Source organism: Naumannella halotolerans (assembly GCF_004364645.1).
GTDB lineage: Bacteria > Actinomycetota > Actinomycetes > Propionibacteriales > Propionibacteriaceae > Naumannella > Naumannella halotolerans.
The window spans coordinates 1,984,949-2,007,453 of the sequence record NZ_SOAW01000001.1; the positions used below are offsets into that span (position 1 = coordinate 1,984,949).

At 68.1% G+C, this 22,505-nt stretch carries 23 protein-coding genes; 13 read left to right on the forward strand and 10 right to left on the reverse strand.

From position 1 onward, the window contains the following. The first annotated feature begins 296 nt into the window (after positions 1–296). Both CLV29_RS17025 and CLV29_RS09220 read left to right on the forward strand, forming a co-directional pair. Positions 297–1,391: a M23 family metallopeptidase gene (locus CLV29_RS17025; RefSeq protein ID WP_133754605.1), complete on the forward strand. Its 1,095-nt coding sequence runs from the start codon at positions 297–299 to the stop codon at positions 1,389–1,391. A gap of 156 nt (positions 1,392–1,547) precedes the next feature. Then, on the forward strand, positions 1,548–1,922 hold the full coding sequence (locus tag CLV29_RS09220) for a hypothetical protein (protein ID WP_133754606.1): 375 nt from the start codon (positions 1,548–1,550) through the stop codon (positions 1,920–1,922). Between the two features lie 40 nt (positions 1,923–1,962). Here CLV29_RS09220 and CLV29_RS09225 read toward each other — a convergent pair whose 3' ends face one another. After that, on the reverse strand, positions 1,963–4,464 hold the full coding sequence (locus CLV29_RS09225) for a UvrD-helicase domain-containing protein (RefSeq protein ID WP_133754607.1): 2,502 nt from the start codon (positions 4,462–4,464) through the stop codon (positions 1,963–1,965). 95 nt (positions 4,465–4,559) lie between these two features. On the opposite strand from CLV29_RS09225, the gene CLV29_RS09230 reads away from it, so the two are divergent. Then, a complete protein-coding gene (locus CLV29_RS09230) occupies positions 4,560–5,783 on the forward strand; it encodes a phospholipase D-like domain-containing protein (protein WP_243831811.1) in 1,224 nt (407 codons plus the stop codon). Between the two features lie 33 nt (positions 5,784–5,816). Here the strand turns inward: CLV29_RS09230 and CLV29_RS09235 are convergent, their stop codons facing one another. Then, positions 5,817–6,179 carry a hypothetical protein gene (locus CLV29_RS09235; RefSeq protein WP_133754608.1) on the reverse strand — a complete coding sequence of 121 codons (363 nt, stop codon included), beginning with the start codon at positions 6,177–6,179 and terminating at the stop codon, positions 5,817–5,819. A gap of 118 nt (positions 6,180–6,297) precedes the next feature. Between CLV29_RS09235 and CLV29_RS09240 the strand changes: the two genes are divergently transcribed. After that, on the forward strand, positions 6,298–6,561 hold the full coding sequence (locus CLV29_RS09240; RefSeq protein ID WP_133754609.1) for a GlsB/YeaQ/YmgE family stress response membrane protein: 264 nt from the start codon (positions 6,298–6,300) through the stop codon (positions 6,559–6,561). A 323-nt stretch (positions 6,562–6,884) separates the two neighbouring features. Here the strand turns inward: CLV29_RS09240 and CLV29_RS09245 are convergent, their stop codons facing one another. Both CLV29_RS09245 and CLV29_RS09250 read right to left on the reverse strand, forming a co-directional pair. Then, positions 6,885–7,568, reverse strand: a complete 684-nt coding sequence (locus CLV29_RS09245) for a response regulator (protein ID WP_133754610.1) — start codon at positions 7,566–7,568, stop codon at positions 6,885–6,887. Then, positions 7,565–8,932 (reverse strand): ATP-binding protein, encoded by a 1,368-nt coding sequence (locus tag CLV29_RS09250; protein ID WP_133754611.1) that lies wholly within the window; start codon positions 8,930–8,932, stop codon positions 7,565–7,567. The genes CLV29_RS09245 and CLV29_RS09250 overlap by 4 nt, the downstream gene beginning before the upstream one ends. A gap of 143 nt (positions 8,933–9,075) precedes the next feature. On the opposite strand from CLV29_RS09250, the gene CLV29_RS09255 reads away from it, so the two are divergent. The 3 genes from CLV29_RS09255 to CLV29_RS09260 are packed head-to-tail and all read left to right on the forward strand — an operon-like array spanning position 9,076 to position 10,848. Further along, positions 9,076–10,347, forward strand: a complete 1,272-nt coding sequence (locus CLV29_RS09255; RefSeq protein WP_166649196.1) for a PspC domain-containing protein — start codon at positions 9,076–9,078, stop codon at positions 10,345–10,347. Further along, positions 10,344–10,520 (forward strand): hypothetical protein, encoded by a 177-nt coding sequence (locus CLV29_RS16180; protein WP_166649197.1) that lies wholly within the window; start codon positions 10,344–10,346, stop codon positions 10,518–10,520. The genes CLV29_RS09255 and CLV29_RS16180 overlap by 4 nt, the downstream gene beginning before the upstream one ends. Positions 10,521–10,566: 46 nt before the next feature. Next, a complete protein-coding gene (locus tag CLV29_RS09260) occupies positions 10,567–10,848 on the forward strand; it encodes a PspC domain-containing protein (RefSeq protein WP_166649198.1) in 282 nt (93 codons plus the stop codon). Positions 10,849–11,019: 171 nt separating this feature from the next. On the opposite strand, the gene guaA is transcribed toward CLV29_RS09260, so the two are convergent. Further along, positions 11,020–12,603, reverse strand: coding sequence for a glutamine-hydrolyzing GMP synthase (gene guaA / locus CLV29_RS09265; protein WP_133754614.1), 1,584 nt, complete (start codon positions 12,601–12,603; stop codon positions 11,020–11,022). A gap of 179 nt (positions 12,604–12,782) precedes the next feature. On the opposite strand from guaA, the gene cysK reads away from it, so the two are divergent. From cysK to CLV29_RS09285, 4 genes are all read left to right on the forward strand, one after another. Next, complete coding sequence (cysK, locus tag CLV29_RS09270; protein WP_133754615.1) at positions 12,783–13,712, forward strand: cysteine synthase A; 930 nt, start codon at positions 12,783–12,785, stop codon at positions 13,710–13,712. Between the two features lie 99 nt (positions 13,713–13,811). Next, entirely contained in the window at positions 13,812–14,417 is a 606-nt protein-coding gene (epsC, locus tag CLV29_RS09275; protein ID WP_133755144.1) for a serine O-acetyltransferase EpsC, read from the forward strand. Positions 14,418–14,494: 77 nt separating this feature from the next. After that, positions 14,495–14,698, forward strand: coding sequence for a ribbon-helix-helix protein, CopG family (locus CLV29_RS09280; protein ID WP_208292821.1), 204 nt, complete (start codon positions 14,495–14,497; stop codon positions 14,696–14,698). Continuing rightward, positions 14,695–15,072 (forward strand): type II toxin-antitoxin system death-on-curing family toxin, encoded by a 378-nt coding sequence (locus CLV29_RS09285; RefSeq protein WP_243831812.1) that lies wholly within the window; start codon positions 14,695–14,697, stop codon positions 15,070–15,072. The genes CLV29_RS09280 and CLV29_RS09285 overlap by 4 nt, the downstream gene beginning before the upstream one ends. 18 nt (positions 15,073–15,090) lie before the next feature. Here the strand turns inward: CLV29_RS09285 and CLV29_RS09290 are convergent, their stop codons facing one another. Genes CLV29_RS09290 through guaB form a run of 3 tightly spaced genes read right to left on the reverse strand, consistent with a single transcriptional unit; the run spans position 15,091 to position 18,099 of the window. Beyond that, on the reverse strand, positions 15,091–15,402 hold the full coding sequence (locus tag CLV29_RS09290) for a chorismate mutase (protein ID WP_133754616.1): 312 nt from the start codon (positions 15,400–15,402) through the stop codon (positions 15,091–15,093). 58 nt (positions 15,403–15,460) lie between these two features. Further along, complete coding sequence (locus CLV29_RS09295; RefSeq protein ID WP_133754617.1) at positions 15,461–16,564, reverse strand: GuaB3 family IMP dehydrogenase-related protein; 1,104 nt, start codon at positions 16,562–16,564, stop codon at positions 15,461–15,463. Between the two features lie 17 nt (positions 16,565–16,581). Continuing rightward, the gene (gene guaB / locus CLV29_RS09300) at positions 16,582–18,099 is read right to left on the reverse strand and encodes an IMP dehydrogenase (protein WP_424991527.1); all 1,518 of its coding nucleotides are present in this window, start codon (positions 18,097–18,099) and stop codon (positions 16,582–16,584) included. Between the two features lie 126 nt (positions 18,100–18,225). Between guaB and CLV29_RS09305 the strand changes: the two genes are divergently transcribed. Together CLV29_RS09305 and CLV29_RS09310 are read left to right on the forward strand one after the other, a co-directional pair. Then, positions 18,226–18,600 (forward strand): ArsR/SmtB family transcription factor, encoded by a 375-nt coding sequence (locus CLV29_RS09305; protein WP_243831813.1) that lies wholly within the window; start codon positions 18,226–18,228, stop codon positions 18,598–18,600. Then, positions 18,597–20,297, forward strand: a complete 1,701-nt coding sequence (locus CLV29_RS09310; RefSeq protein ID WP_133754619.1) for a SulP family inorganic anion transporter — start codon at positions 18,597–18,599, stop codon at positions 20,295–20,297. The genes CLV29_RS09305 and CLV29_RS09310 overlap by 4 nt, the downstream gene beginning before the upstream one ends. 19 nt (positions 20,298–20,316) lie before the next feature. On the opposite strand, the gene CLV29_RS09315 is transcribed toward CLV29_RS09310, so the two are convergent. Both CLV29_RS09315 and CLV29_RS09320 read right to left on the reverse strand, forming a co-directional pair. Beyond that, the gene (locus CLV29_RS09315; RefSeq protein WP_133754620.1) at positions 20,317–21,696 is read right to left on the reverse strand and encodes an aldehyde dehydrogenase family protein; all 1,380 of its coding nucleotides are present in this window, start codon (positions 21,694–21,696) and stop codon (positions 20,317–20,319) included. Beyond that, on the reverse strand, positions 21,693–22,484 hold the full coding sequence (locus CLV29_RS09320) for an SDR family oxidoreductase (protein WP_133754621.1): 792 nt from the start codon (positions 22,482–22,484) through the stop codon (positions 21,693–21,695). The genes CLV29_RS09315 and CLV29_RS09320 overlap by 4 nt, the downstream gene beginning before the upstream one ends. Between the last annotated feature and the right edge of the window lie 21 nt (positions 22,485–22,505).

The following is a 22,505-nucleotide window of genomic DNA, read 5'->3' on the forward strand; positions in this document are numbered from 1 at the left end:
GACGCGCCGGAACCGCCTCCTCGCTATGTGTTTCAGGTCACTCCCGACCCTGGGAGGGGAATCGCCGGAATCCCGGGAACTCTCCGTGCAACCGCACCAGGCCTGGCTCTGCGCGGGCCGAACCGGGACCGCGGCGGTACCGGCAACGCACCGGCAACTCCGGAGTTGGAAGTCTCCCTGAGAATTGCTAAGGTTTTTTCCACGTTCCGATTGATCTCCGGTGCCCGGCTGGTTATCGTCGAGCGGAGCGTGAGCAGGCGGGAACGACGAGAGACGTCGCCCTTTGAGGAGATTTCGTGACGAAGAACGCGTGGGGATTCAAGAAGAGTCGCAGCGGGCACACCGCCGATGACACTTCTTCGATTCGCACCACCGTCACCCAGGGCATCGGAGCACTCGCCATCTCCGCGCTCGGACTTGCAGTCGCCGCCACCATCACCTTGAACTCCACGGTGAACACGGTCAATGCATCGCAGACCGCCGTCGCCTCCGAAGCGGGTCAGCCCAACTCCAACCGCGCCGAGCCGGCTGCAGGCGCCGAAGGTACCAGCAGCGTCGACGCCGAGGCCGCAGCCGACGCCGCCGACAGTGCCGAGAACGCCGAAGCCTCCGCCGAGGACGGCGATCTGGAGCAGTTCTCCCGCGACCGCGAGGGCAGGGCGAGCCGGAGCACCATCCGGGTGGCACTGGACACCGCCGTCGAGAGCGAAGTCGCCGCCGACCGCACCGAGAGCCTGGACGAGGTCGCCGAGAACGCCGGCAGCGAGTCCCGCAAGGCCGTTGCCTCCGCCCGGAACGAGGCCCTCGAGGCCGAGGTCGAAGCGGCCCGCCGCGAGGAGGCCCGCGCCCAGGAGGCCAAGAAGAAGGCCGAGGAGGAGGCCAGGCAGGCCGAGGACTCCGGCACCTTGCAGAACCAGCAGAACGACACCAGCGCGCCGACCACCAGCATCGCCAGTGGCGAGGTGTCCGGTGAGGGTGGCGTCAGCCCGATCGCCAAGGGCTCCTACCGGGTCGGCGCCCGCTGGGGTGCAGTCGGCTCCTGGTCGCGCTACCACACCGGCCAGGACCTGCCGGCCTCGGTCGGCACCCCGATCCGCGCAGCGGTCGACGGCACCGTGATGCCGGCCACCGGCGGTGGCTGGGCCGGCACCCACGTGATCATCAAGGCCGCCGACGGCAGCTCGACGCTCTACGCGCACATGTCCAGCACCTCGGTCAGCCCGGGCCAGAGCGTCAAGGCGGGCCAGAACATCGGCGCCGTCGGCATGACCGGTCGTACCTTCGGTCCGCACCTGCACTTCGAGTACTACAAGGCCGGCGTCAGCCCCGGCGATGTCTACAGCAGCTCCGACCCCTACGCGTGGATGCTGTCCAAGGGCGTCCAGCTCTGATCCCGTGGTTCCCAGCCCTCGGGCTGCACGGCAATGGCCGGCCCACTCGGGCCGGCCATTGCTGCGTCCACGGCCTCGGTGAGGCTCGGCGCACGCCTCCCCACCGGCTGGACCGAGCCTGGGCTGCCCGTACTCTCGGGGCCGTACTCTCGGGGGATGGGTTGGGAGGCTGAGGACTGGGTACTGCAGGCGAAGGCGGCCAATGCTGAGCGGCACACACGCACGGCCGGTCGGCGGGATCTGGTGAACGACCTGGCCTCGATGCTGTTCGTCGCTGACCCGATCGGCCTCGACTCCGGCACCAATACCGACGAGTACCTCCCCGAGGCCGAGACCGTGGTGATCGGCTTGCCACCGACCGCCGGCCCGGACGACGTCCTGACTTTGCTGCACACGACGTTCGTGACGCTCTTCGACAGCGACATCGCAGGACCGCGCAACCGGCACACCGAGCTTGCCGGTCGGATCTGGAAGCACTGGGCCACCTACCGCGATCAATCATCCGACAACGAGAGTCCGCGGAGTACGTGACGAGGTCGGGCCGGGTCCCATCGGCCGGCCCCGAGGATCGCTACAGCTTCTCCAGCGGCGCGTGGCGCAGCGCCAGCCGCTTCGTCCCGGCGGAGCCGAAGTCGACATCGGCCTTGGCCTCCTCGCCACTACCGGAGGTGGCGACGACCGTACCGAGACCGAAGACGCTGTGCAGCACCTTCTCCCCCACCTCGACGCTGGCCAGACGCTGCCGCGGCTGCTTCGGACCGGCGCTGAACGGTGACGGTCCGGCGCTGCGCCGTCGGCTGCTGTCGGCACCGGCCCAGGTGAGCGGCGTACCGCCGAGCTTGCGCCAGTCGAACAACCGGTCGGGGATCTCGGCGATGAACCGGCTGGCCGGGTTGTACTGCGGCGCGCCCCACATGGTGCGACGCTCGGCGCGGGTCAGGTAGAGCCGTTTGCGGGCGCGGGTCAGTCCGACATAGGCCAACCGGCGTTCCTCCTCCAGCTCGGCGGGATCGGTGAGTGCCCGCTGGTGGGGGAACAGTCCCTCCTCCATCCCGGACAGGAAGACGGTGTCGAACTCCAACCCCTTGGCGGTGTGCAGGGTCATCAAGGTGACCACCCCTTCCCCGTCCTCACCGTCGGGCACCTGGTCGGCATCGGAGACCAGTGCCACCCGCTCGAGGAAGGCCGACAGGGAGGGATCGGGTTCGGGCGAGCCGTCGGCCAGGCCGATCGCCTCCCCGTCATCGGCCTCTTCCGAATCGTCGTCGGCGACCTCGTCGTCGTCGGCGACATCGCTCAGATCGACCGCCGAGGCGGTGGCGACGAACTCGGCAGCCACCGCCACCAGTTCGGCCAGGTTCTCGATCCGCGACTGGTCCTGCGGATCGCTGCTGTTCTGCAGTTCCTCCAGGTAGCCCGAATCGGTCAGCACACTGGACAGCACCTCATCGGCCGGGGTGCCGTCGGTGGCCATCCGACGGTGCCGTTCCAGGAACTCCACGAAGGAGGCGATCTGCTTCGCCGACCGGGTGGCCAGCCCGGGCGCCTCGGTGTGCCGGGCCAGGGCATCGGAGAAGCTGATCGACTCCCGCTCGGCGAGCGCGGCGATCGCCGCCTCGGCCCGGTCGCCGATCCCCCGCTTCGGTACGTTCAGGATCCGCCGTACCGAGACGTCATCGGCCGGGTTGGCGATCGCCCGCAGATAGGCGATGGCGTCGCGTACCTCGCGGCGTTCGTAGAAGCGGACGGCGCCGACGACCCGGTACGGATGCCCGCTGCGGATCAGCACCTCCTCGAACGCCCGGGACTGGGCATTGGTCCGGAAGAACACCGCGACCTCACCCCAGGTCGTCTTCCCGGCCCGCCGCAGGGCGCTGATCTCCGAGGAGATGAACTCGGCCTCCTCGTACTCGGTGTCGGCCACGTAGCCGGTGATCAGGTCGCCGTCACCGGCATCGGACCACAGCCGCTTGTCCGGCCGCCCGGTATTGCGGGTGATCACCGCATTGGCCGCGGAGAGGATGTTCTGCGTGGAGCGGTAGTTCTGTTCGAGCAGCACCGTCTCGGCCCCGGGGAAATCGCTCTCGAAGTCGAGGATGTTGCGGATCGACGCCCCGCGGAAGGCATAGATCGACTGATCGGAGTCACCGACGACCATCAGCTCCGGCGCCGCCTGATCGGGATCGGGTTCGGCCTCGCCGTCCGCCCCGGTCAGGCACAGCTCTCGGATCAGCGCATACTGTGCGGTGTTGGTGTCCTGGTACTCGTCGACCAGCACATGGGCGAACCGTTTGCGGTACTTCTGCCGTACCTCGGCGAAGCCCTGGAACAGGTGCACGGTGTGCATGATCAAGTCGTCGAAGTCGAGGGCGTTCGCGGCGACCAACCGGCGCTGGTACTCGGCGTAGGCCTCGGCCTGCACCGCCTCGTCGGTGTCGACCGTCTGACTCTTGGCCGTCTCGAAGTCGCGCAACTCGTTCTTCGCCTTCGACACCCAGTTCAGCAGCGACCGGACCGGGTACTTCTTCGGGTCCAGACCAAGATCAGCAGCGACCAACTGCATCAGTCGTTTGGCGTCGGCGTCGTCGTAGATGGAGAAGCTGGACGACATCCCGAAGTGGGAGATCTCCGAGCGCAGGATCCGGGCGCACGCGGAGTGGAAGGTGGACACCCACATCATCCGGGCCCGCCGGCCGACCAGCTCCTCGACCCGGTGTCGCATCTCCGCGGCGGCCTTGTTGGTGAAGGTGATGGCCAGGATCGAACCGGGGTGGACGTTGCGCTCACCGACCAGCCAGGCGATCCGGCGGGTGAGTACCCGGGTCTTGCCCGAACCGGCACCGGCAACCACCAGCACCGGTCCACCGGTATGGGTGACGGCCTGGCGCTGGGGCCCGTTCAGCCCTGCCAGCAGTTCCTCTGCCGGCACCCCAGCCGACCTCGCGACCGGAGTCCCCCGGTCCGGTGTCGCAGTTCCGACGGCCGCGTCGGGGCCCGTCGCCGACCGATCCGCCGCAGCATCGGGTCGCTGATCGACGGGTTCACTGAGGCCGGGCAACGGGTCGGAGGTCATCGGACCAAGAGTAGTCCTCCGGACCGTCATGGCGACCCGTCGGGACACCCCAGCACCAGGGATCGGCTTGGGTAGTGTCTGACATGATTGGGTACGTGAATCTGAGGCGTCTGGGAACCTGGCTGCGGCGGATTCTGCTGGGCCTTTTCGGCAGCCAGCTGCTGATCATCGCAGTGCTCACCGGGATCGACTCCTACCGCAAGCGATTCCGGCCCCAGCCGAGCTTCCCCTACTGCCTGCCGCAGACCCTGGCCGACGACTCCGGTGACGTCCGGATCTACACCTTCGGTGCCGATCTGTACGACGACATGTTGGCCGACATCGATGCGGCCACCACCCGGATCGATTTCGAGACCTTCATCTGGAAGAGCGACGGGTACGGGCAACGGGTCAAGGACGCACTCACCCGGGCCGCCCATCGCGGTGTCGACGTCCACGTGATCTACGACCGGTTCGCCAACCTGGTCGTCCCCCGCCGGTTCTTCGACCTCGACCCGAAGATCCATGTCCACGAGCACCCGCTGCTTCGCCGGGGGCAGCCGGCCTGGCTGCCGACGAGCTGGGCGCGTACCCACCGCAAACTGCTGATCATCGACTCCAAGGTCGCCTACCTGGGCGGGTACAACATCGGTGACCTGTACGCCACCGACTGGCGCGACACCCACATCCGGCTCTCCGGTTCCCCGGTGCCGGAGCTGGAGAACGCCTTCATCGACTTCTGGAACGCCGACGCCCGCCCGGTTCTGCCGGAGGTCACCGAACGGACCTGGGACAGTCCGGTCAGGGTCCATCGCAACATCCCGTCGCTGTTCACCTTCCCGATCCGCTCGATGTATCTGGAGGCGATCGACCGGGCGAACCGCAACTGCTGGATGACCCACGCCTACCTGATTCCCGACGAAGGACTGACCTCCACCCTGATCGCGGCCGCCAGCCGCGGGGTGGACGTGCGGATCATCGTTCCGGCCGCGTCCAACCACGTCGTCGCCGACTGGCTCTCCCGGGGTTTCTACCGCCGACTGCTGGAGGGCGGGGTACGACTGTTCCTGTTCCAGAACGCGATGGTCCATGCCAAGACTGCGACGATCGACGGGATCTGGTCCACCATCGGCACCGCGAACATGGACAATCTGTCCCTGGCGTTCAACTACGAACTGAACGTGGAAATCTTGGGCGCCGAGACCGCGCAGGTGATGGAGGGCATCTTCTCCCAGGACCTGGGCAACTGTGTCGAGGTGACCTTGGAGGAGTGGGAACGCCGCTCGATCGTGGCCAAGGCCACCGAGGCGATCCTGGCGCCGCTGCGCCCGCTCTTCTGACACCCGGTCGGGTGTCCCCCAGGAGACTGACCCTCAGGAGAACTGCAACGTCTCGCCCCACAGGACGACGACCCCCATCACCGCGACGCTGAGCAGCGCCAGCAGTCCGAGCAGTCCCCGGGGGATGGTCTCGAAACGCCGGTTGAGCGCCGAGAGCACCGCGATCACCACCATCAGCACCAGGGTGACGATCAGCTTGCCCACGCGAAGCGGTTCGGATGCCACCGCGGTGATCACCATCAGGGCCGCGGACGAGATCAACTGACCGAAGGATCCGACCAGCATCATCCGGGTGATCTCCGGCGATGGCAGTCGCAGTTGCGAGACCGCGCTGCCCAGCAGCAGCGCCCAGGAGACGAGCTGCAGCAGCACGATGCACTTCTCAGCCCACAGCATGCCCGAACCGTAGACCCGCAGCAGGCGTGATCGGGCACCGACTCGCCGGGAAACCGGCAACCCTGAAACTTCCCTCAGTAAAATGGCGTTTCTCATACCGAACCCCTAGGCTTCCGGCATGGGAACTATCATCGCCTACATCGTTATCGGTCTGATTGGTGGGGCAATTGCCAAAGCAATTCTCCCCGGAAAGCAGGGTGGTGGCTGGATCGCAACGATCATCCTCGGCATCGTCGGAGCATTGCTCGGAGGGTTCCTCGGTGGTCTGCTGTTCAACGTCAAGTACACCGACGTGTTCAGCTTCCAGGGCTTGATCACCTCGGTCATCGGCGCGATCCTCGTGCTCGTGATCTGGGGCTTCATCCAGAAGCGTCGCGCTTGATCATCGTCGATTGAGTCCATCCACGGATGACTCAGACACGGAGGGCCCGGACATCTGTCCGGGCCCTCCGTCTGTCTTCTGCGTGTCCGGCACGCATGATCAACCCGGTATCCACCTCGACGCCGGCTGGCCACCGGCACCGAAGGTCGTCATCCGGCCATCACTGCCGCATCTGGCAGCTGTGGCCGAATCACGACCGTTCATGCCGCCGGTTTCCCAGTCCCGATCGGCCCAGCCGGGGCGAACGGAACCGCCCGGGATCAGACCAGTCCATGATCAACCAGCCCACGATCACACCAGCCCACGATCAGGCCACCCCGTGATCAGACCAAGCGCCGGTCGGTGGCCCATCGCGTCAGCTGGTGCCGGTTGGAGAGCTGCAGCTTGCGCAACACGCTGCTGACGTGGGTCTCCACGGTCTTGATCGAGATGAACAACTCCCGGGCGACCTCCTTGTAGGCGTACCCGCGAGCGATCAACCGCATCACCTCACGCTCGCGCTGGGAGAGCCGGTCGAGATCCTCGTCCACACTCGCCACGTCGATCGCACCGGAGAATGCATCCAGCACGAAGCCGGCCAGCCGCGGGGAGAAGACCGCATCCCCCTCGGCGACCCGACGGATGGCATCGATCAGCTCATCGGCGGCGATCGACTTGGTGACATAGCCGCGGGCGCCGACCCGGATCACGCTGATCACGTCCTCGGCGGAATCAGAGACCGACAGGGCCAGGAATCGCTGCTCCGGCAGCACCTGCAGCACCTGTTTGATCACCTCCACGCCGCCGCCGCCGGGCATGTGCACATCGAGCAGGACGACATCGGGGCGGGTCTGCGTGATCGCCTTCACCGCACTCGGCACATCGGCGGCCTCGGCCACCACCTGCACCCCGCGGTCGATCTCACTGCGAACCCCGGCCCGGAACATGGCGTGATCATCGACCACCACCACCCGCAGGGGGCCGGTCGGGGCCGGGTTCGTCTCGACGGGCTCGGTCGGTTCGGTCATTGCTTCAGCTCCAGTCTCACTTCGGTTCCCTCACCCGGCGCGGATCGGATCCGGGCCGTGCCACCATGTCGTTCCATCCGACCGGTGATGCTCTGTTTCAGTCCCAGCCGGTCCTCATCGACCGCCGCGGGGTCGAAGCCACATCCGCGGTCGCGGACGAAGACTTCGATCGTGTCGTCGAAGGCCTCGGCGTAAACGTCGATCTTGTCCGCACCGGAGTGCTTCGCCGCATTCACCATCGCCTCGCGGGCCGCGCGCACCAGCGCCTGACCGGCTTCGGTCAGGTCGGTGTCACCGACCACCACCACCTCGACCGGAACACCGCGTTCGAGCTCGACCTCCGAACCGGCCTGCTGCAACCCGGCCTTCAAGGTCGTCTCGGCGGTCTCCTCGTCGTACAGCCAGGTGCGCAGCTCACGCTCCTGCCGCCGGGCCAGGGTCTGCACCGCCTTCGGGTCGGCCGCCTGGCGCTGGATCAGCGCCAGGGTCTGCAGCACCGAGTCGTGCAGATGGGCTGCCATGTCGGCACGCAACTCGGCGCGTACCTTCTCCTCCCGGGCATCGATCAGTGCGCGTCGCGAGGAGTGGATCCACGGCGCGGCGATGATCGCCACACCGGCCAGCGCCAGCGCGCTGACCGCGAGCACCCCGGGGACGACACCGACGCCGAGCTCGGCGGCGGTGACCCAGACGATGGCACAGCCCACCAGGCCGATACCGAGGATCACCCGGATCACCGACAGCGCCCTGCCGGAGGCGACGAAGGGCTGCAGGAAGGTCGGCGCGCGGACACTCCCGCGGTCCTTCTTCACCGGGTCGGCGGTACGCCAGACGAGCGCCACCCCGGCGGTGGCGATCGCCAGCGGCCAGAAGAACTGCGGGGCGTAACCGAGGCCGAGAACCTGGGACAGCCACATCGCACCGACCGCGAACAGGCCCAGGGCGACCACCGCACCGAGATCCCGTTTGCGGCGGGCCCGCACCACCGTCCGGTTGCCGGCCCGGTCGTTGGCCGCCAGCCCGGGCGCCTGGCGCGGATCGGCCTGTGGCGGCATCAGCAGCCACAACACCCCGTAGATCAACGGGCCGAGGAACTGGAAGAGGGTCAGCCCGACGAAGCCCAGACGGACCGCCAGCACCGGCACCCGCAGGTGATAGGCCAGTCCGGAGCAGACGCCGGCGAACCAGGCGTCCTCGGCCCGCCGTTCGGCCTTCGGCTGGGGTTCGGCCGGCTGCTCGGTGGACCGCCCGTCGTCGTGCTGACCGGTGGGTTCGTCGTACCTCGGTGGACCGGTGGGTACGGGCGGGCGCGCCGCAGCGTCCGGCTGCACCGGATCACTGTCTCCTCGCACCTCGGCACTCATCGTCCCCAGCCTCACACGGCACACGCGGGCGTGCCACCATTTCCATCCCCCAGTCTGCCCTGAAGCACCAGCGGCCCGATGGCCCCGGATATGGGGGACAGCCCCGATACCGCGGGGCCGGCACGTGGGTAAGGATGGGCCTCATGAGTCAACCGGTCCTTCGTCGCCGCCGTGACGGTGGTGTGGTCGCCGGCGTCTGTCGCGGCGTCGCCGACCGGTACCGGATCGATCCCACGCTGGTCCGGTTGGCGGCGGTGTTGCTCGCGCTCAGCGGGGGTGTCGGGCTGGTCCTGTACGGACTCGGTGTCCTGTTGCTCCCCCGCGAGGGCGAACAGGCCCCGGTCGAGCGCTACCTCCCCGGCGCCTCGTCCTGGCCGGCCTGGGTCTGGGCGATCTTCACCGTCCTCGCCTGCATCGTGGTCGCCGCCGTCCTGGGGCCGGTTCTTCCGTTCGGGGTGATGCCGGCGGTGGTGCTGGCTGCTGTCTGGTACTTCGGATACCACCGGTCGCGGCATCGGCGGACGAACCACCGCCAGCCGCTGCCTCCGCCGGTGAGGATCGACCCCCCGGTCCTGCCCGACACCGAGTTCGGCCGGGCCGCGGCCGCCTGGCGTGCACGGATCGCCGAACTCGACCGCTGGGGCGGATCCGACACCGCCGGTGCCTGGCCGAGCTACTCCCCGCAGGCGGCAGCGAACGATCCGGTCAGCGACCCCGACCGCCCGAGCCCAGCGGCCGGTGACGCCCGGTTCGTCCCCATCGCGCCGCCGGTTCGACAGGCCGCGGCCACGACCCGTGCGCGACGGCGAACGCAAACCACCCCGATCGGCAGGGCATTGCGCTGGACCGGGCTGATCCTGGCCGGACTGGCCTTGTTGACCTTGGGAATCCTGAACGCCAATGGGCTGCAGGTTCCCGCCCTGGTGTGGTTGGCAGCCCCCACGGCGGCGTTGAGCCTGATGTTGGTGATCGGCGCCTTCGTCGGCCGGCCACGCGGTCTCGGCATCGCCACCGTGGCACTGGTGATCGTCACCTCGATCGCCGCGCTGGCGGGGCAGGCATCCTCGATCGCCACCCCGTACACCCAGCTGACGCATTCGGCCGAGGCAGCTGCCCCGACCAGCCGGGATCTGGACCTCGGCACCCTCGACGTGGACCTGACGGCGTTGCGTACCGATGCCCCCCGGGCCTACTCCTACTCGGTCGAGGCCGGGACGCTGCGCCTGCACCTGCCCGAGGAGGAACGGAACCTGATCGTCGTCTATCGCGTCGATGCCGGTTCGGTCACCGGTCCCGGCCTGACCGAATCAGGGGTCGAGCTGAGCGGCACCAAGACCTACGTCACCGACCCGTCGGCGCCGCAGGTACGGGTCAACCTGACCGTTGACGTCGGCACGGTGCAGGTGATCGGATGAAACTCCATCTGGGCTCATTGCTGCTGGGACTCTGCGGCCTTGCGGTTGCCGCCGGGGTCACGCTGATCGCCTATGACCAACCGGTCCCGTGGAATGCGGTGGCCATCGGCGCACCCGCCACCTTGGTGGTGGTCGGCCTGCTCGGCATGTTCTCCTCCCGCAGACGTACCTGACCCCCTCGATCGCCCAGAACCCGAACCAACCGAAAGGACCATTCCCATGGCCAAGCAACTGACCCGTAACACCAACGACAAACTCCTCGGCGGTGTCTGCAGCGGCGTCGCCCAGTACCTCGGCGTGGACACCGGGCTGACCCGGTTGATCACCCTGGCGATCGTCCTGCTGACCGGGATCGGCCCGTTCCTCTACCTCGGCGCCTGGTTCCTGCTGCCGGACGAGACCTCCCGATCGGGCATCACCTGGGTCACCGACGAGATCCGCAGCCGGAAGAACTCCACCACCGACGCGCCGGCACCGCACAACCCCGACGACCTGCGCTGACCTCGCAGTGACGAGATGAGCAACGACCCGGCCGACCGGTACGCACCGGCGGGCCGGGTCGTTGTCCCCGCGCGAGTCGACCCGCCCGGAGGGAGCATCACCTGCATCGTTGCTCGCCGATCGGCGCCGGCCACCAGGCCGACACCGCCCCGGCAGCTCAGCTCAGCGAGATCACTCCCACTCGATGGTGCCCGGCGGCTTGCTGGTGATGTCCAGCACCACCCGGTTGACCTGCGGCACCTCGTTGGTGATCCGGGTACTGATCCGCTCCAGCAGTTCATGCGGCAGGCGTGACCAGTCGGCGGTCATCGCGTCCTCCGAACTCACCGGGCGCAGTACCACCGGGTGGCCGTAGGTACGGCCGTCGCCCTGCACACCGACCGAGTGCACATCGGCGAGCAGGACCACCGGGAACTGCCAGACGTCACGGTCCAGCCCGGCATTGGTCAACTCCTCGCGGGCGATCGCATCGGCCTCCCGCAGCAGGTCGAGTCGCGCCGGGTTGACCTCACCGACGATCCGGATCGCCAGCCCCGGGCCCGGGAACGGTTGTCGCCAGACCATCGCCGAGGGCAGGCCGAGTTCCTCGCCGACGGCTCGTACCTCGTCTTTGAACAACGCCCGCAGGGGTTCGATCAAGGTGAACTTCAGGTCCTCGGGCAGACCACCGACATTGTGATGGCTCTTGATGTTGGCAGCTCCCTCACCACCACCGGACTCGACCACATCGGGATAGAGAGTGCCCTGGACCAGGTACTCCACCTCCCCCTCGGCCTGCACCTCACGGGCAGCGGCCTCGAAGGTACGGATGAACTCGCGGCCGATGATCTTGCGCTTCTCCTCCGGGTCGATCACTCCCGAAAGCGCACCCAGGAAGCGATCGGTGGCATCGCTGACCTTCAGGTCGACACCGGTTGCGGCGACGAAGTCACGCTCCACCTGTTCGGCCTCGCCCTTGCGGAGCAGACCATGATCGACGAAGACACAGGTGAGTTGATCACCGATCGCCCGCTGCACCAGGGCTGCCGCGACCGCCGAGTCCACGCCACCGGAGAGTGCGCACAGGACACGTTTGTCACCGACCTGCTCGCGGACGGCGCGCACGGTGTCGTCGACGATGTTGGCCGCCGTCCAGTCCGGTTTCACTCCGGCGATGTCGAACAGGAAGTTCTCCAGCACCTGCTGGCCCAGCTGGGAGTGCAGCACCTCGGGATGCCATTGCACACCGGCCAGGGCGACCGAGAGATCCTCGAAGGCAGCGACCGGGGTGTCGGTCGTACCCGCCAGCACCTCGAAGCCCGCGGGGGCCGCCGAGACGGCGTCGCGGTGCGACATCCAGACCGACAGATCGCTCGGCAGGTCGGCCAGCAGGCGACCTCCACCGGCCACCTTCAGCGGGGTACGGCCGTACTCGCTGCGCCCGGTCTGGGCGACCGTACCGCCGAGTGCTGCGGCCATGGCCTGGAAGCCGTAACAGATCCCGAAGACCGGGGTGCCGGCACCGAAGAGCGCCGGGTCCACCTGCGGTGCCCCCTCGGCGTAGACCGAGGCGGGGCCTCCGGAAAGGATCACCGCCTTCGGCTGCTTGGCCAGCATGTCGGCCGCACTCATGGTGTGCGGGACGATCTCGGAGTAGACATTCGCCTCCCGTACCCGGCGGGCGATCAACTGCGCGTACTGGGCGCCGAAGTCGACGACCAGGACCACGTCATGGTCGCGCTCGGGATCGGGTGCCACCGGTGAATCTGAACTCATGGCCCGGAGTCTAGTGAGAAATCGGAGTCCCCACCTCGCCCCCGGGGAGCAGGTATGGCTCGGTTGTCGTGGCGCGGGAGGCCGCCGGCGATCTCACGAGACAAAGAAGTTGAACACGATTGAAATTTCACTATCCGAGACGGAGGGAATCATGTCTACTTCTCCGGTGTTCTTCTCATATGCCTATCTTTGAAGATGCGACGAAGCTCATCGGTCGCAGCCCGCTTGTGAAGTTGAACCGCGTGACCGGCGAGAACGATGCCACGGTCCTGGCGAAGCTGGAGTTCTACAACCCGGCGAACTCGGTGAAGGACCGCCTGGGGGTGGCCATCATCGACGCCGCCGAGGAGTCCGGCGAGCTGAAGCCCGGCGGCACCATCGTCGAGGGAACCTCCGGCAACACCGGTATCGCGCTGGCCATGGCCGGTGCGGCCCGTGGCTACAAGGTGATCCTGGCGATGCCGGAGTCCATGTCGCTGGAGCGTCGCGCCCTGCTGCGCGCCTTCGGTGCCGAGCTGGTGCTGACGCCGGCCTCGGAGGGCATGAAGGGTGCGGTGGCCAAGGCCGCCGAGCTCGCCCAGGAGGACGGTGTGGTGCTGGCCCGGCAGTTCGAGAACCCGGCCAACGTGAAGATCCACCGCGAGACCACCGCCCAGGAGATCCTCGCCGACACCGACGGCAAGGTCGACTACTTCGTCGCCGGTATCGGCACCGGTGGCACCATCACCGGTGTCGGCCAGGTGCTGAAGGAGAAGAACCCCGACGTCAAGATCATCGCCGTGGAGCCCAAGGAGTCTCCGCTGCTGAGCGAGGGCACCGCCGGCCCGCACAAGATCCAGGGCATCGGCGCGAACTTCGTGCCCGACGTGCTGGACCGCGACGTGATCGACGAGATCCTGCCGCAGGATGCCGAGACCGCCTGGAAGGTCGCCCGGGAGACCGCTGCCAAGGAGGGCCTGCTGGTCGGCACCTCCTCCGGTGCTGCGATCGCCGCGGCCACCGAGATCGCCAACCGTCCGGAGGCAGCCGGGAAGACGATCGTCGTGATCGTCCCGGACTTCGGCGAGCGCTACCTCTCCACCCCGCTGTACGCCGATCTGCTCAACTGAGCCGCCCGGCCCGACGAACGACGTAGGCAGATGAGCGCCGCGACGGTGGACGGGGTGACCCGTCCACCGTCGACCGGCGGTGCTGCCAGTGAGGAATCGATGGTGACCACCGATGCCGACCGCCCCGCATCCGAGGGCGGTTCGTTGCTCGACCGGGTGCGTATCCGGTTCGCCGAGGACTGCGAAGCGGCCTTCCGCAACGACCCGGCTGCACGTAGCCGACTCGAACTGGTGCTCGCCTACCCCGGATTGCATGCCATCTGGCTGCATCGGGTGGCGCACGCGCTCTGGGAGACCAAGGTCCTCCGCCTCCCGGCCCGCGTGCTGTCGCACCTCACCCGGGTGCTGACCGGGATCGAGATCCATCCCGGCGCCACCATCGGCCGCCGGTTCTTCATCGACCACGGTGTCGGTGTGGTGATCGGTGAGACCGCCGAGATCGGCGATGACGTGATGCTCTACCACCAGGTCACGCTGGGCGGCCGTACCCTCTCCCAGGGCAAGCGCCACCCCACCCTGGAGGACGGCGTGGTCGCCGGTGCCGGCGCCAAGATCCTCGGCCCGGTGACCGTCGGCGCCTACTCCCGCATCGGCGCCAATTCGGTCGTCACCAAGGACGTTCCGGCACACAGCACGGTGGTCGGCGTACCCGGCAAGGTACGCGAACCCGCCGCGGCACCGGCCGAACCCGAATGGATCATCTGACCTGCGTCGATGCCGTGGTCAGCCGCCGTACGCACGGAAACCGCCACCCGGTGGTATCACAGCGGTATCATGGCCACATGGCGATGACACTGCGGCTGACGAAGGCCGAAACGGCTGCGCTTCGAGCACGGGCCGAACGCGAGAACCGCTCAATGCAGGCGGTCGTGCAGGCTGCCATTCGCAGTTACTTGGACGACGCCGAACGGCGTGAACGCCTCGATACCGTTCTGGACACTGAGCTGCCGCGCTATGCCGATGCGCTCGAGCGTCTCGGTCAGTGATCCGCTATCTGTCGATCGATGACCTTCTGCATGTGGCCGAAAGGACACTCCCGTCCGTGTCCGTCCGCGACGCCGGGCTGCTTGCCTCTGCTGTCGCGCGACCGGCACAGACGGTGTTCGGGAAGGAAGCCTATCCCGGCCTCTTCACGAAGGCGGCTGCGCTACTTCACTCGACCGCACGCAACCACGCCCTGGTCGACGGAAACAAGCGACTCGCCCTTGCCGGAACGATCGCGTTTCTGGGTATCAACGGGTATCGACTGACGCTCAGCAATGATCAGGCCTACGCCTTGATCATGGACGTTGCTTCCGGTCGGACGAACGAGTTGGAAGAGATCTCCAGCCGCCTCAGCGCGGGAAGCGCACCGTGGTGACCTAGTCCCGGATCGGCCTCAGGACTGCCCCTCGGCGATCGCGGCATGGTGCCGGACCACCTCGGCGACGATGAAGTTGATCAACTTCTCGGCGAAGTCCGGGTCGAGATGCGCTTCGGTGGCGAGACGCCGAAGGCGCTCGATCTGCTCGGCCTCCCGGCCGGGGTCGGCCGGCGGCAGTCCCTCGGTGGCCTTCAACTCACCGACCCGTTGGGTGATCTTGAACCGCTCCGCGAGCAGGTGGATCAGCGCTGCATCCATGTTGTCGATCGAACCGCGCAGGCGCAGCAGTTCGGCCGGCACATCGGCATTGGAGGGCGTCTCGGTCATGACCGGTCTCCCCCGACTTCAACCACCATGGGGCGTCGACGATCCGGGCGGCCGATGATCAAGAGACCACGACCTCGACCCGCTGGAACTCCTTCACCTCGGTGTACCCGGTGGTTGCCATCGAACGGCGCAGGGCACCGACCAGGTTCATCGTGCCGTCCGGCACCCGGGAGGGCCCGTGCAGGATCTCGGCCAGGCTGCCGACCTGCGGCCGCTGCACCCGCTCACCGCGCGGCAACTCCGCATGCCAAGCCTCGGCACCCCAGTGCCATCCGCGACCGGGCGCCTCATGTGCCCGGGCCAGCGGGCTGCCGACCATCACCGCATCGGCGCCGCAGGCGATCGCCTTGGCGATCTGACCGGATTTGCTGATCGAACCGTCGGCGATCAGGTGCACGTAGCGCCCACCGGACTCGTCGAGGTAGTCCCGTCGGGCCTCGGCCACATCGGCGAGTGCGGAGGCCATCGGCACCTCGATCCCCAGCACATCGGCGGTCGTATGTGCCGCACCCCCGCCGAAACCGACCAGCACACCGGCAGCACCGGTACGCATCAGGTGCAGGGCAGCCTGGTAGGTCGCACATCCGCCGACGATCACCGGCACGTCGAGGTCGTAGATGAACTTCTTCAGGTTCAGCGGTTCCCGATCACCGGAGACGTGTTCGGCCGAGACCGTCGTACCGCGGATGACGAAGAAGTCGACCGCGGCCGCCTCGACCACCTGGTAGTAGTCCTGGGTGTTCTGCGGGGACAACGATCCGGCGACCGGTACGCCGGCCTCCCGGATCTCCTTCATCCGGGCGGTGATCAACTCCGGCTTGATCGGCTCGGCGTAGATCTGCTGCATCCGCGCCGTGGCCGCCAACTGGTCGTCGATGTCGGCTAGCTCGACCAGCAACGGCTCGGGATCGTCGTAGCGGGTCCACAGCCCCTCGAGGTTCAATACCCCGAGTCCGCCCAACCGTCCGATCTCGATCGCCGTCGCCGGCGACATGATCGAGTCCATCGGGGCGGCGATCAGAGGGAAGTCGAAGGTGAGCGCATCGATCCGCCAGTTCAGGGAGACCTCCTCGGCCCCGCGGGTACGGCGCGACGGCACGATCGCCACGTCGTCGAGCGAATAGGCACGGTGGGCGCGTTTGCTGCGGCCGATGTCGATCATGTCAGTGGTCCCCTGGCTCAGCGGTTGTAGTTCGGTGCTTCGACGGTCATCTGGATGTCGTGCGGGTGCGACTCACGCAGCCCCGCCGAGGTGATCCGGACGAACCGTCCCTTGGCGTGCAGCTCGGGGATGGTGTGCGAGCCGGTGTAGAACATCGACTGCCGCAGACCGCCGACGAGTTGATAGGCGACCGCACCGAGCGGACCGCGATAGGGCACCTGTCCTTCGATGCCCTCCGGGACCAGCTTGTCGTCGCTGGTCACATCACCTTGGAAGTAACGGTCCTTGGAGTACGAGGCCTTGCGCCCGCGGGCGGCCATCGCGCCCAGCGAACCCATCCCCCGGTAGGTCTTGAACTGCTTGCCGTTGATGAAGGTCAACTCACCGGGGCTCTCGTCACAACCGGCCAGCAGACTGCCCAGCATCACCGCATCGGCACCGGCCACCAGGGCCTTGGCGATGTCCCCGGAGTACTGCAGCCCGCCGTCGCCGATCACCGGCACCCCGGCCTCCCGGCAGGCCCGGGCCGCATCGTGGATCGCGGTCACCTGCGGTACGCCGACACCGGCCACCACCCGGGTGGTGCAGATCGATCCCGGCCCGACACCGACCTTCACCGCATCGGCCCCGGCATCGCACAGCGCCTTGGCCCCGGCATAGGTCGCGACATTCCCACCGACCACGTCGACACCCTCGGCCAGCGGCTCGGCCTTCAGCTTGCTGATCATGTCCAGCACTCCGCGGGCGTGGCCGTTGGCGGTGTCGACGATGAGCAGATCGACCCCCTCCTCGACCAGTGCCATCGCACGTTCCCAGGAGTCACCGAAGAATCCCACTGCGGCACCCACCCGCAGCCGGCCCTGATCGTCCTTGGAGGCGTCGGGGTACTTGTCGGACTTCACGAAGTCCTTCAACGTGATCAGCCCGGTCAGCCGGCCCTCGCCATCGACCAGCGGCAGCTTCTCGATCTTGTGCTGGGCCAGCAGGCCCATCGCCTCGTCCGGGCTGATTCCCTGGCGGCCGGTGACCAGTGGCATCGGGGTCATCACCTCGCGTACCGGCCGGGAGGCGTCGGTCTCGAAGCGCATGTCCCGGTTGGTGACGATGCCGAGCAGGCGGTTGTCGGGGTCGACCACCGGAATGCCGGAGATCCGGTAGTGGCCGCAGAGTTCGTCGGCCTCGCCGAGGGTGGCATCGGGGCCGATGGTGATCGGCTCGTCGATCATCCCGGCCTCGGAACGCTTGACCTGGTCGACCATGGCCGCCTGGTCGGTGATCGACAGGTTCCGGTGCAGGATGCCGATCCCTCCCTCGCGGGCCATCGCCACGGCCATCCGGGTCTCGGTGACGGTGTCCATCGCCGAGGAGAGCAGCGGGATCCGTACCCGGATGTTCTTCGAGACCCGCGACGAGGTGTCGGCCTCGCTGGGGATCACATCGGTCTCGTTCGGCTGCAGCAGAACGTCGTCGAAGGTCAGACCGAGAGTGGCGAACGGCACAGGTACGCCGGAGGGAGAAAGCTGATCGTCGGACACCCCCTCATGGTAATGCCCGGCGCCCGATGACCCCGATTCGGCCGCAGTCCGGCCCGAGTTGCCCCCGTCACCGGAATCCGTATGATGACTTGCACAAAGTGTCAATCCCTCAATCCAAGGTCCGCCGTGCCCGACCAGATCGCCATCACCCGCCACCGCCCGCTCTACGAGATCAAGGCGAACCTGTTCAAGGCCCTTGCCCACCCGGTGCGGATCCGGGTCCTCGAACTGCTCTGCGAGACCACCGAACCCCTACCGGTGAGCCGATTGCTGACCGAGACCGGGCAGGAGGCGACCGTGCTGTCCCAACACCTCGGAGTGCTCCGGCGCCACCACGTGGTCACCAGCCGGCGGGTCGGCAATGCCGTGTTCTACCAGCTGGCCGATCCCTCCATCGCCGATCTGCTGGTCACCGCCCGCAGCTTCCTGAACAGCCTGCTGACCGAACGCAGCGCCGATGCCGCTGCGCTGGCCGACCTCCCCCCGGTGCATCGCCGATGAGCCCGTCACGTGCGGCATCGGCAGCCGTTCGTACCGGCACCGAGGCGGTGCGACGGCTGCTGCCCCGACGCGCCGACTACGCCGGGCTGCGACGCAGCTGGCGCTCCGATGTGCTGGCCGGCATCACCGTCGGCGTGGTCGCCCTGCCGCTGGCCCTGGCCTTCGGCATCAGCTCCGGGGTGGGCGCCGCGGCCGGACTGATCACCGCGGTCGTCGCCGGGCTGATCGCCGCGATCTTCGGCGGCTCCAACGTCCAGGTCTCCGGCCCGACCGGGGCGATGGCGGTGATCCTGGCCCCGATCGTCGCCGAACACGGCATCTCCAGCCTGGCCCTGGTCACCGTGCTGGCCGGCATCCTGGTGCTGTTGCTCGGGATCTTCCGGCTCGGCCGCGCGGTCACCTTGATCCCCTGGCCGGTGATCGAGGGGTTCACCCTCGGGATCGCCGCGATCATCTTCCTGCAACAGGTTCCTGCCGCCTTCGGCGTCGACACTCCGGCAGGGATGCGTACCCTGCCCGCAGCCTTGCACGTGGTGACCACCGCCGACTGGTCGCTGGCCGTCCGGACCCTCGCCGTGGTCGCCGCAGTCGCGCTGCTCATGATCGTGCTGCCACGGATCCGGGCCGGATTCCCCGCCAGCCTGGCAGCGGTCGTGGTGGTCACCGTGGTCGTCCAGTTCGCCTCCGTACCGGTGCCGCGGATCGGTGCCCTGCCGACCGAGCTGTCGACCCCGGCCCTGCCGAATTTCGATCCGGTGATGGTGCAGTCCCTGGCCGGTGCAGCCCTGGCGATCGCCGTACTGGCCGCCATCGAGTCCCTGCTCTCGGCCCGGGTGGCCGCCTCGATGGCACCGACCGGCCCCTACGACCCCGACCGGGAGCTCACCGGGCAGGGATTGGCCTCGGTCGCCTCCGGGCTGTTCGGCGGGATGCCGGCCACCGGTGCGATCGCCCGGACCGCGGTGAACGTCCGTTCCGGTGCCCGTACCCGGGTCGCGGCGGTGACCCACTCCCTGTTGCTGCTCGGTGTGGTCTACCTGGCGACCGGCCCGGTCGCGGCGATTCCGCTGGCCGCCCTGTCCGGGGTACTGATGGTGACGTCGTTCCGGATGGTCTCGGCCACGACGATCCGGCAGATCCTGCGCTCCACCCGCTCCGATGCGCTGATCTTCGTGGTGACCGCCGTGGTGACGGTCTGTTTCGACCTGATCGAGGCGGTGCAGATCGGGATCCTGATCGCCGCCTTACTCGCCCTGCGCGGAGTTGCCGGCCGGAGCACGGTGGAACGGGAGGAACTGCCCGGTGAGCACCATCGCGGAGATGAACGGATCGCCCTGTACCGGCTGGACGGTTCGATGTTCTTCGGTGCCGCCGACCGGCTGGCCACCGGGATCGCCGACCAGGCCCATGCCGCCGACGCCGATGTGGTGATCATCGCCATGTCCCGGTTGGGGATGCTGGATGCGACCGGTGCGAACAGCCTCGCCCAGCTGGTCCAGCAGCTGGAGGCGCGCGGCCTGACGGTGTTGATCAAGGGGGTACGCCCGGAGCATCGTGCCCTGCTGGACCGGGTCGGGGTGCTGGACAGCCTGCGGCACCCGAACCACCTGCTGGACAGCCTGGACGCCGCCGTGGCCCACGCGCGTTCCCATGTCGCACGTCTGCGTACCGGCGCGCCGGGGACCAGCGACTCCTGAGCGGGGGGTACGGACCGGCTCAGAGTGCGATGCAGATGTTCTTCACCTGGGTGTAGGCCCAGATCGCGTCCATCCCCTTGCCCCGGCCGTACCCGGACCGTTTCATGCCGCCGAACGGGATCTCCACCCCACCCGCGACACCGTAGGTGTTGACGAACACCTGTCCGGCCCGGATCGCCCCGGCCACCCGGTGGGCGGTGGACAGATCGGAGGTCCACACTCCGGCCACCAAGCCGTAGGGGGAGTCATTGGCCAGTGTGACCGCCGCGGCCTCGTCGTCGAAGGCGGTGACGGCCAGCACCGGGCCGAACACCTCCTCGGTGAAGATCTCCATGTCCGGGGTGACCTCGGTGATCAGCGTCGGTTCGACGTACCACCGGTCGGGAAATGCCTCCGGCGCGCCGCCGCCGGTCACCACCCGGGCACCGTCGGTGCGGGCCGTCTCGATCATCGACAACGCCCGCTGCAGCTGCTGGGGTGCGACCACAGGCCCCAGATCGGGGTCCTCGAGGCCCGGACCGATGCTGAGGCCGGCGAAGGCCGCGGCCACCCGGGTCACCAGTTCGTCGTGGATCTCGCGTTGCACCAGCAGCCGCGAACCGGCCGAGCAGCTCTGCCCGGCGTTCTGGATCAGCGCCTTCACCACCGCCGGTACGACCCGCTCGAGATCGGCGTCGGCGAAGACCACATTCGGTGACTTCCCACCGAGTTCCAGTTCCACCGGGACCAGTCGTTCGGCGGCCGCCTTGGCCACGATCGTGCCGGTGGCCGCCGAACCCACGAAGGTCACGTGGGCGATCTCGGGATGCTGCACCAGGGCGGCGCCGGCCTGCCCGTGCCCGGTGACGATGCCGACCATCCCCTCGGGGATGCCTGCCTGCACTGCGAGTTCGGCCCAGCGCAACGGGGTCTGCGAGGCGAGTTCGGAGGGTTTCAGGACCACCGCATTGCCGCCGGCCAGGGCGGGTGCGGCAACCCGGGTGATCATCTGCAGGGGATAGTTCCAGGGGATGATCTGCCCGCAGACACCCCAGGGCTCGCGGACCGTGAAGTCGACCGTCTCCGGGCCCAGCGGGATGCTGCGGCCCTCCAGCTTGTCGCAGGCACCGGCGTAGAAGTCCAGATAGCGCGTGCTGACCGCGACATCGGCCCGTGCCTGGGCCAGTGGTTTGCCGGTGTCGCGAGTCTCGGTGCGGGCGAGCTCCTCGGCATGCTCGGCCAACAGCTCCCGCAGTCGCCGCAGTGCCTGAGCCCGGTTCACCGGGAACCGCCACTCGTGGCTGGTCCGGTACGCCGCAGCTGCGGCGTCGACGACGGCAGCGATCTGCTCGGCGTCCATCTCGACCACCTCGGCGAAAGCCTGCCCGGTGGCCGGATCGATCGCGGGGAAGGTGCTCACAGGTCACGACCCCCGTCGACGTTCAGGGCGATCCCGGTGACGTAGCGGGCATCGTCGGAGGCCAGGTAGGCCACCGCGGCAGCGATGTCCTCGGCGTCGATCGCCGTACCGAGCGGGATCGTCGCCGCCATCTTGTCCAACAGCTCGTCCTCGGCCGCGAGCCCGAACTCGCTCAGCATCGGCGTCTTCACCGCGACCGGGTTGATCGCATTCACCCGGATCCGGTCGGTGGCCAGCTCCAGGGCCAGCTCGCGGGTGAGCCCGAGGACACCGCTCTTGGCCGCGGCATAGGCCGACAGCCCGGGCCGGGGGTGGACCGCCGAGGTGGAGGCGGTGGCGATGATCACTCCGCCACCGCGTCGACGCATGGCCGGGACGACCGCCTGGGCACCGAGGAAGAAGGCGGTCAGATTCACCGCGATCAACGCATCCCACTCACCCCGCGTCACTTCTGCCAAGGGTTTGGCCGCCTGGGCCAGACCGGCGTTGTTGTGGAAGATGTCGACCCCGCCGAAGGTTTCGACGGTCCGCTCCACCGTGGCCGCCAGTGCTTCGGCGTCGGTGACATCGGTGAGGCTGGCGATCGCCCGCTGCTCCCCCGCCAGCGCAGCGGTCGCCTCGGCACCGGCGAGATCTCGATCCGCAGCGACCACCCGGGCTCCCTCGGCGGCAAGCCGCAGGCAGGTGGCGCGGCCGATGCCGGATCCGGCACCGGTGACGATCGCCACCTTGTCCTGCAGTCGGCCGGCCACGGGCCGGGGTGTCGCTGTCGTTGTCGTCCCATTCATCGATGACCACCTTTGTCACGT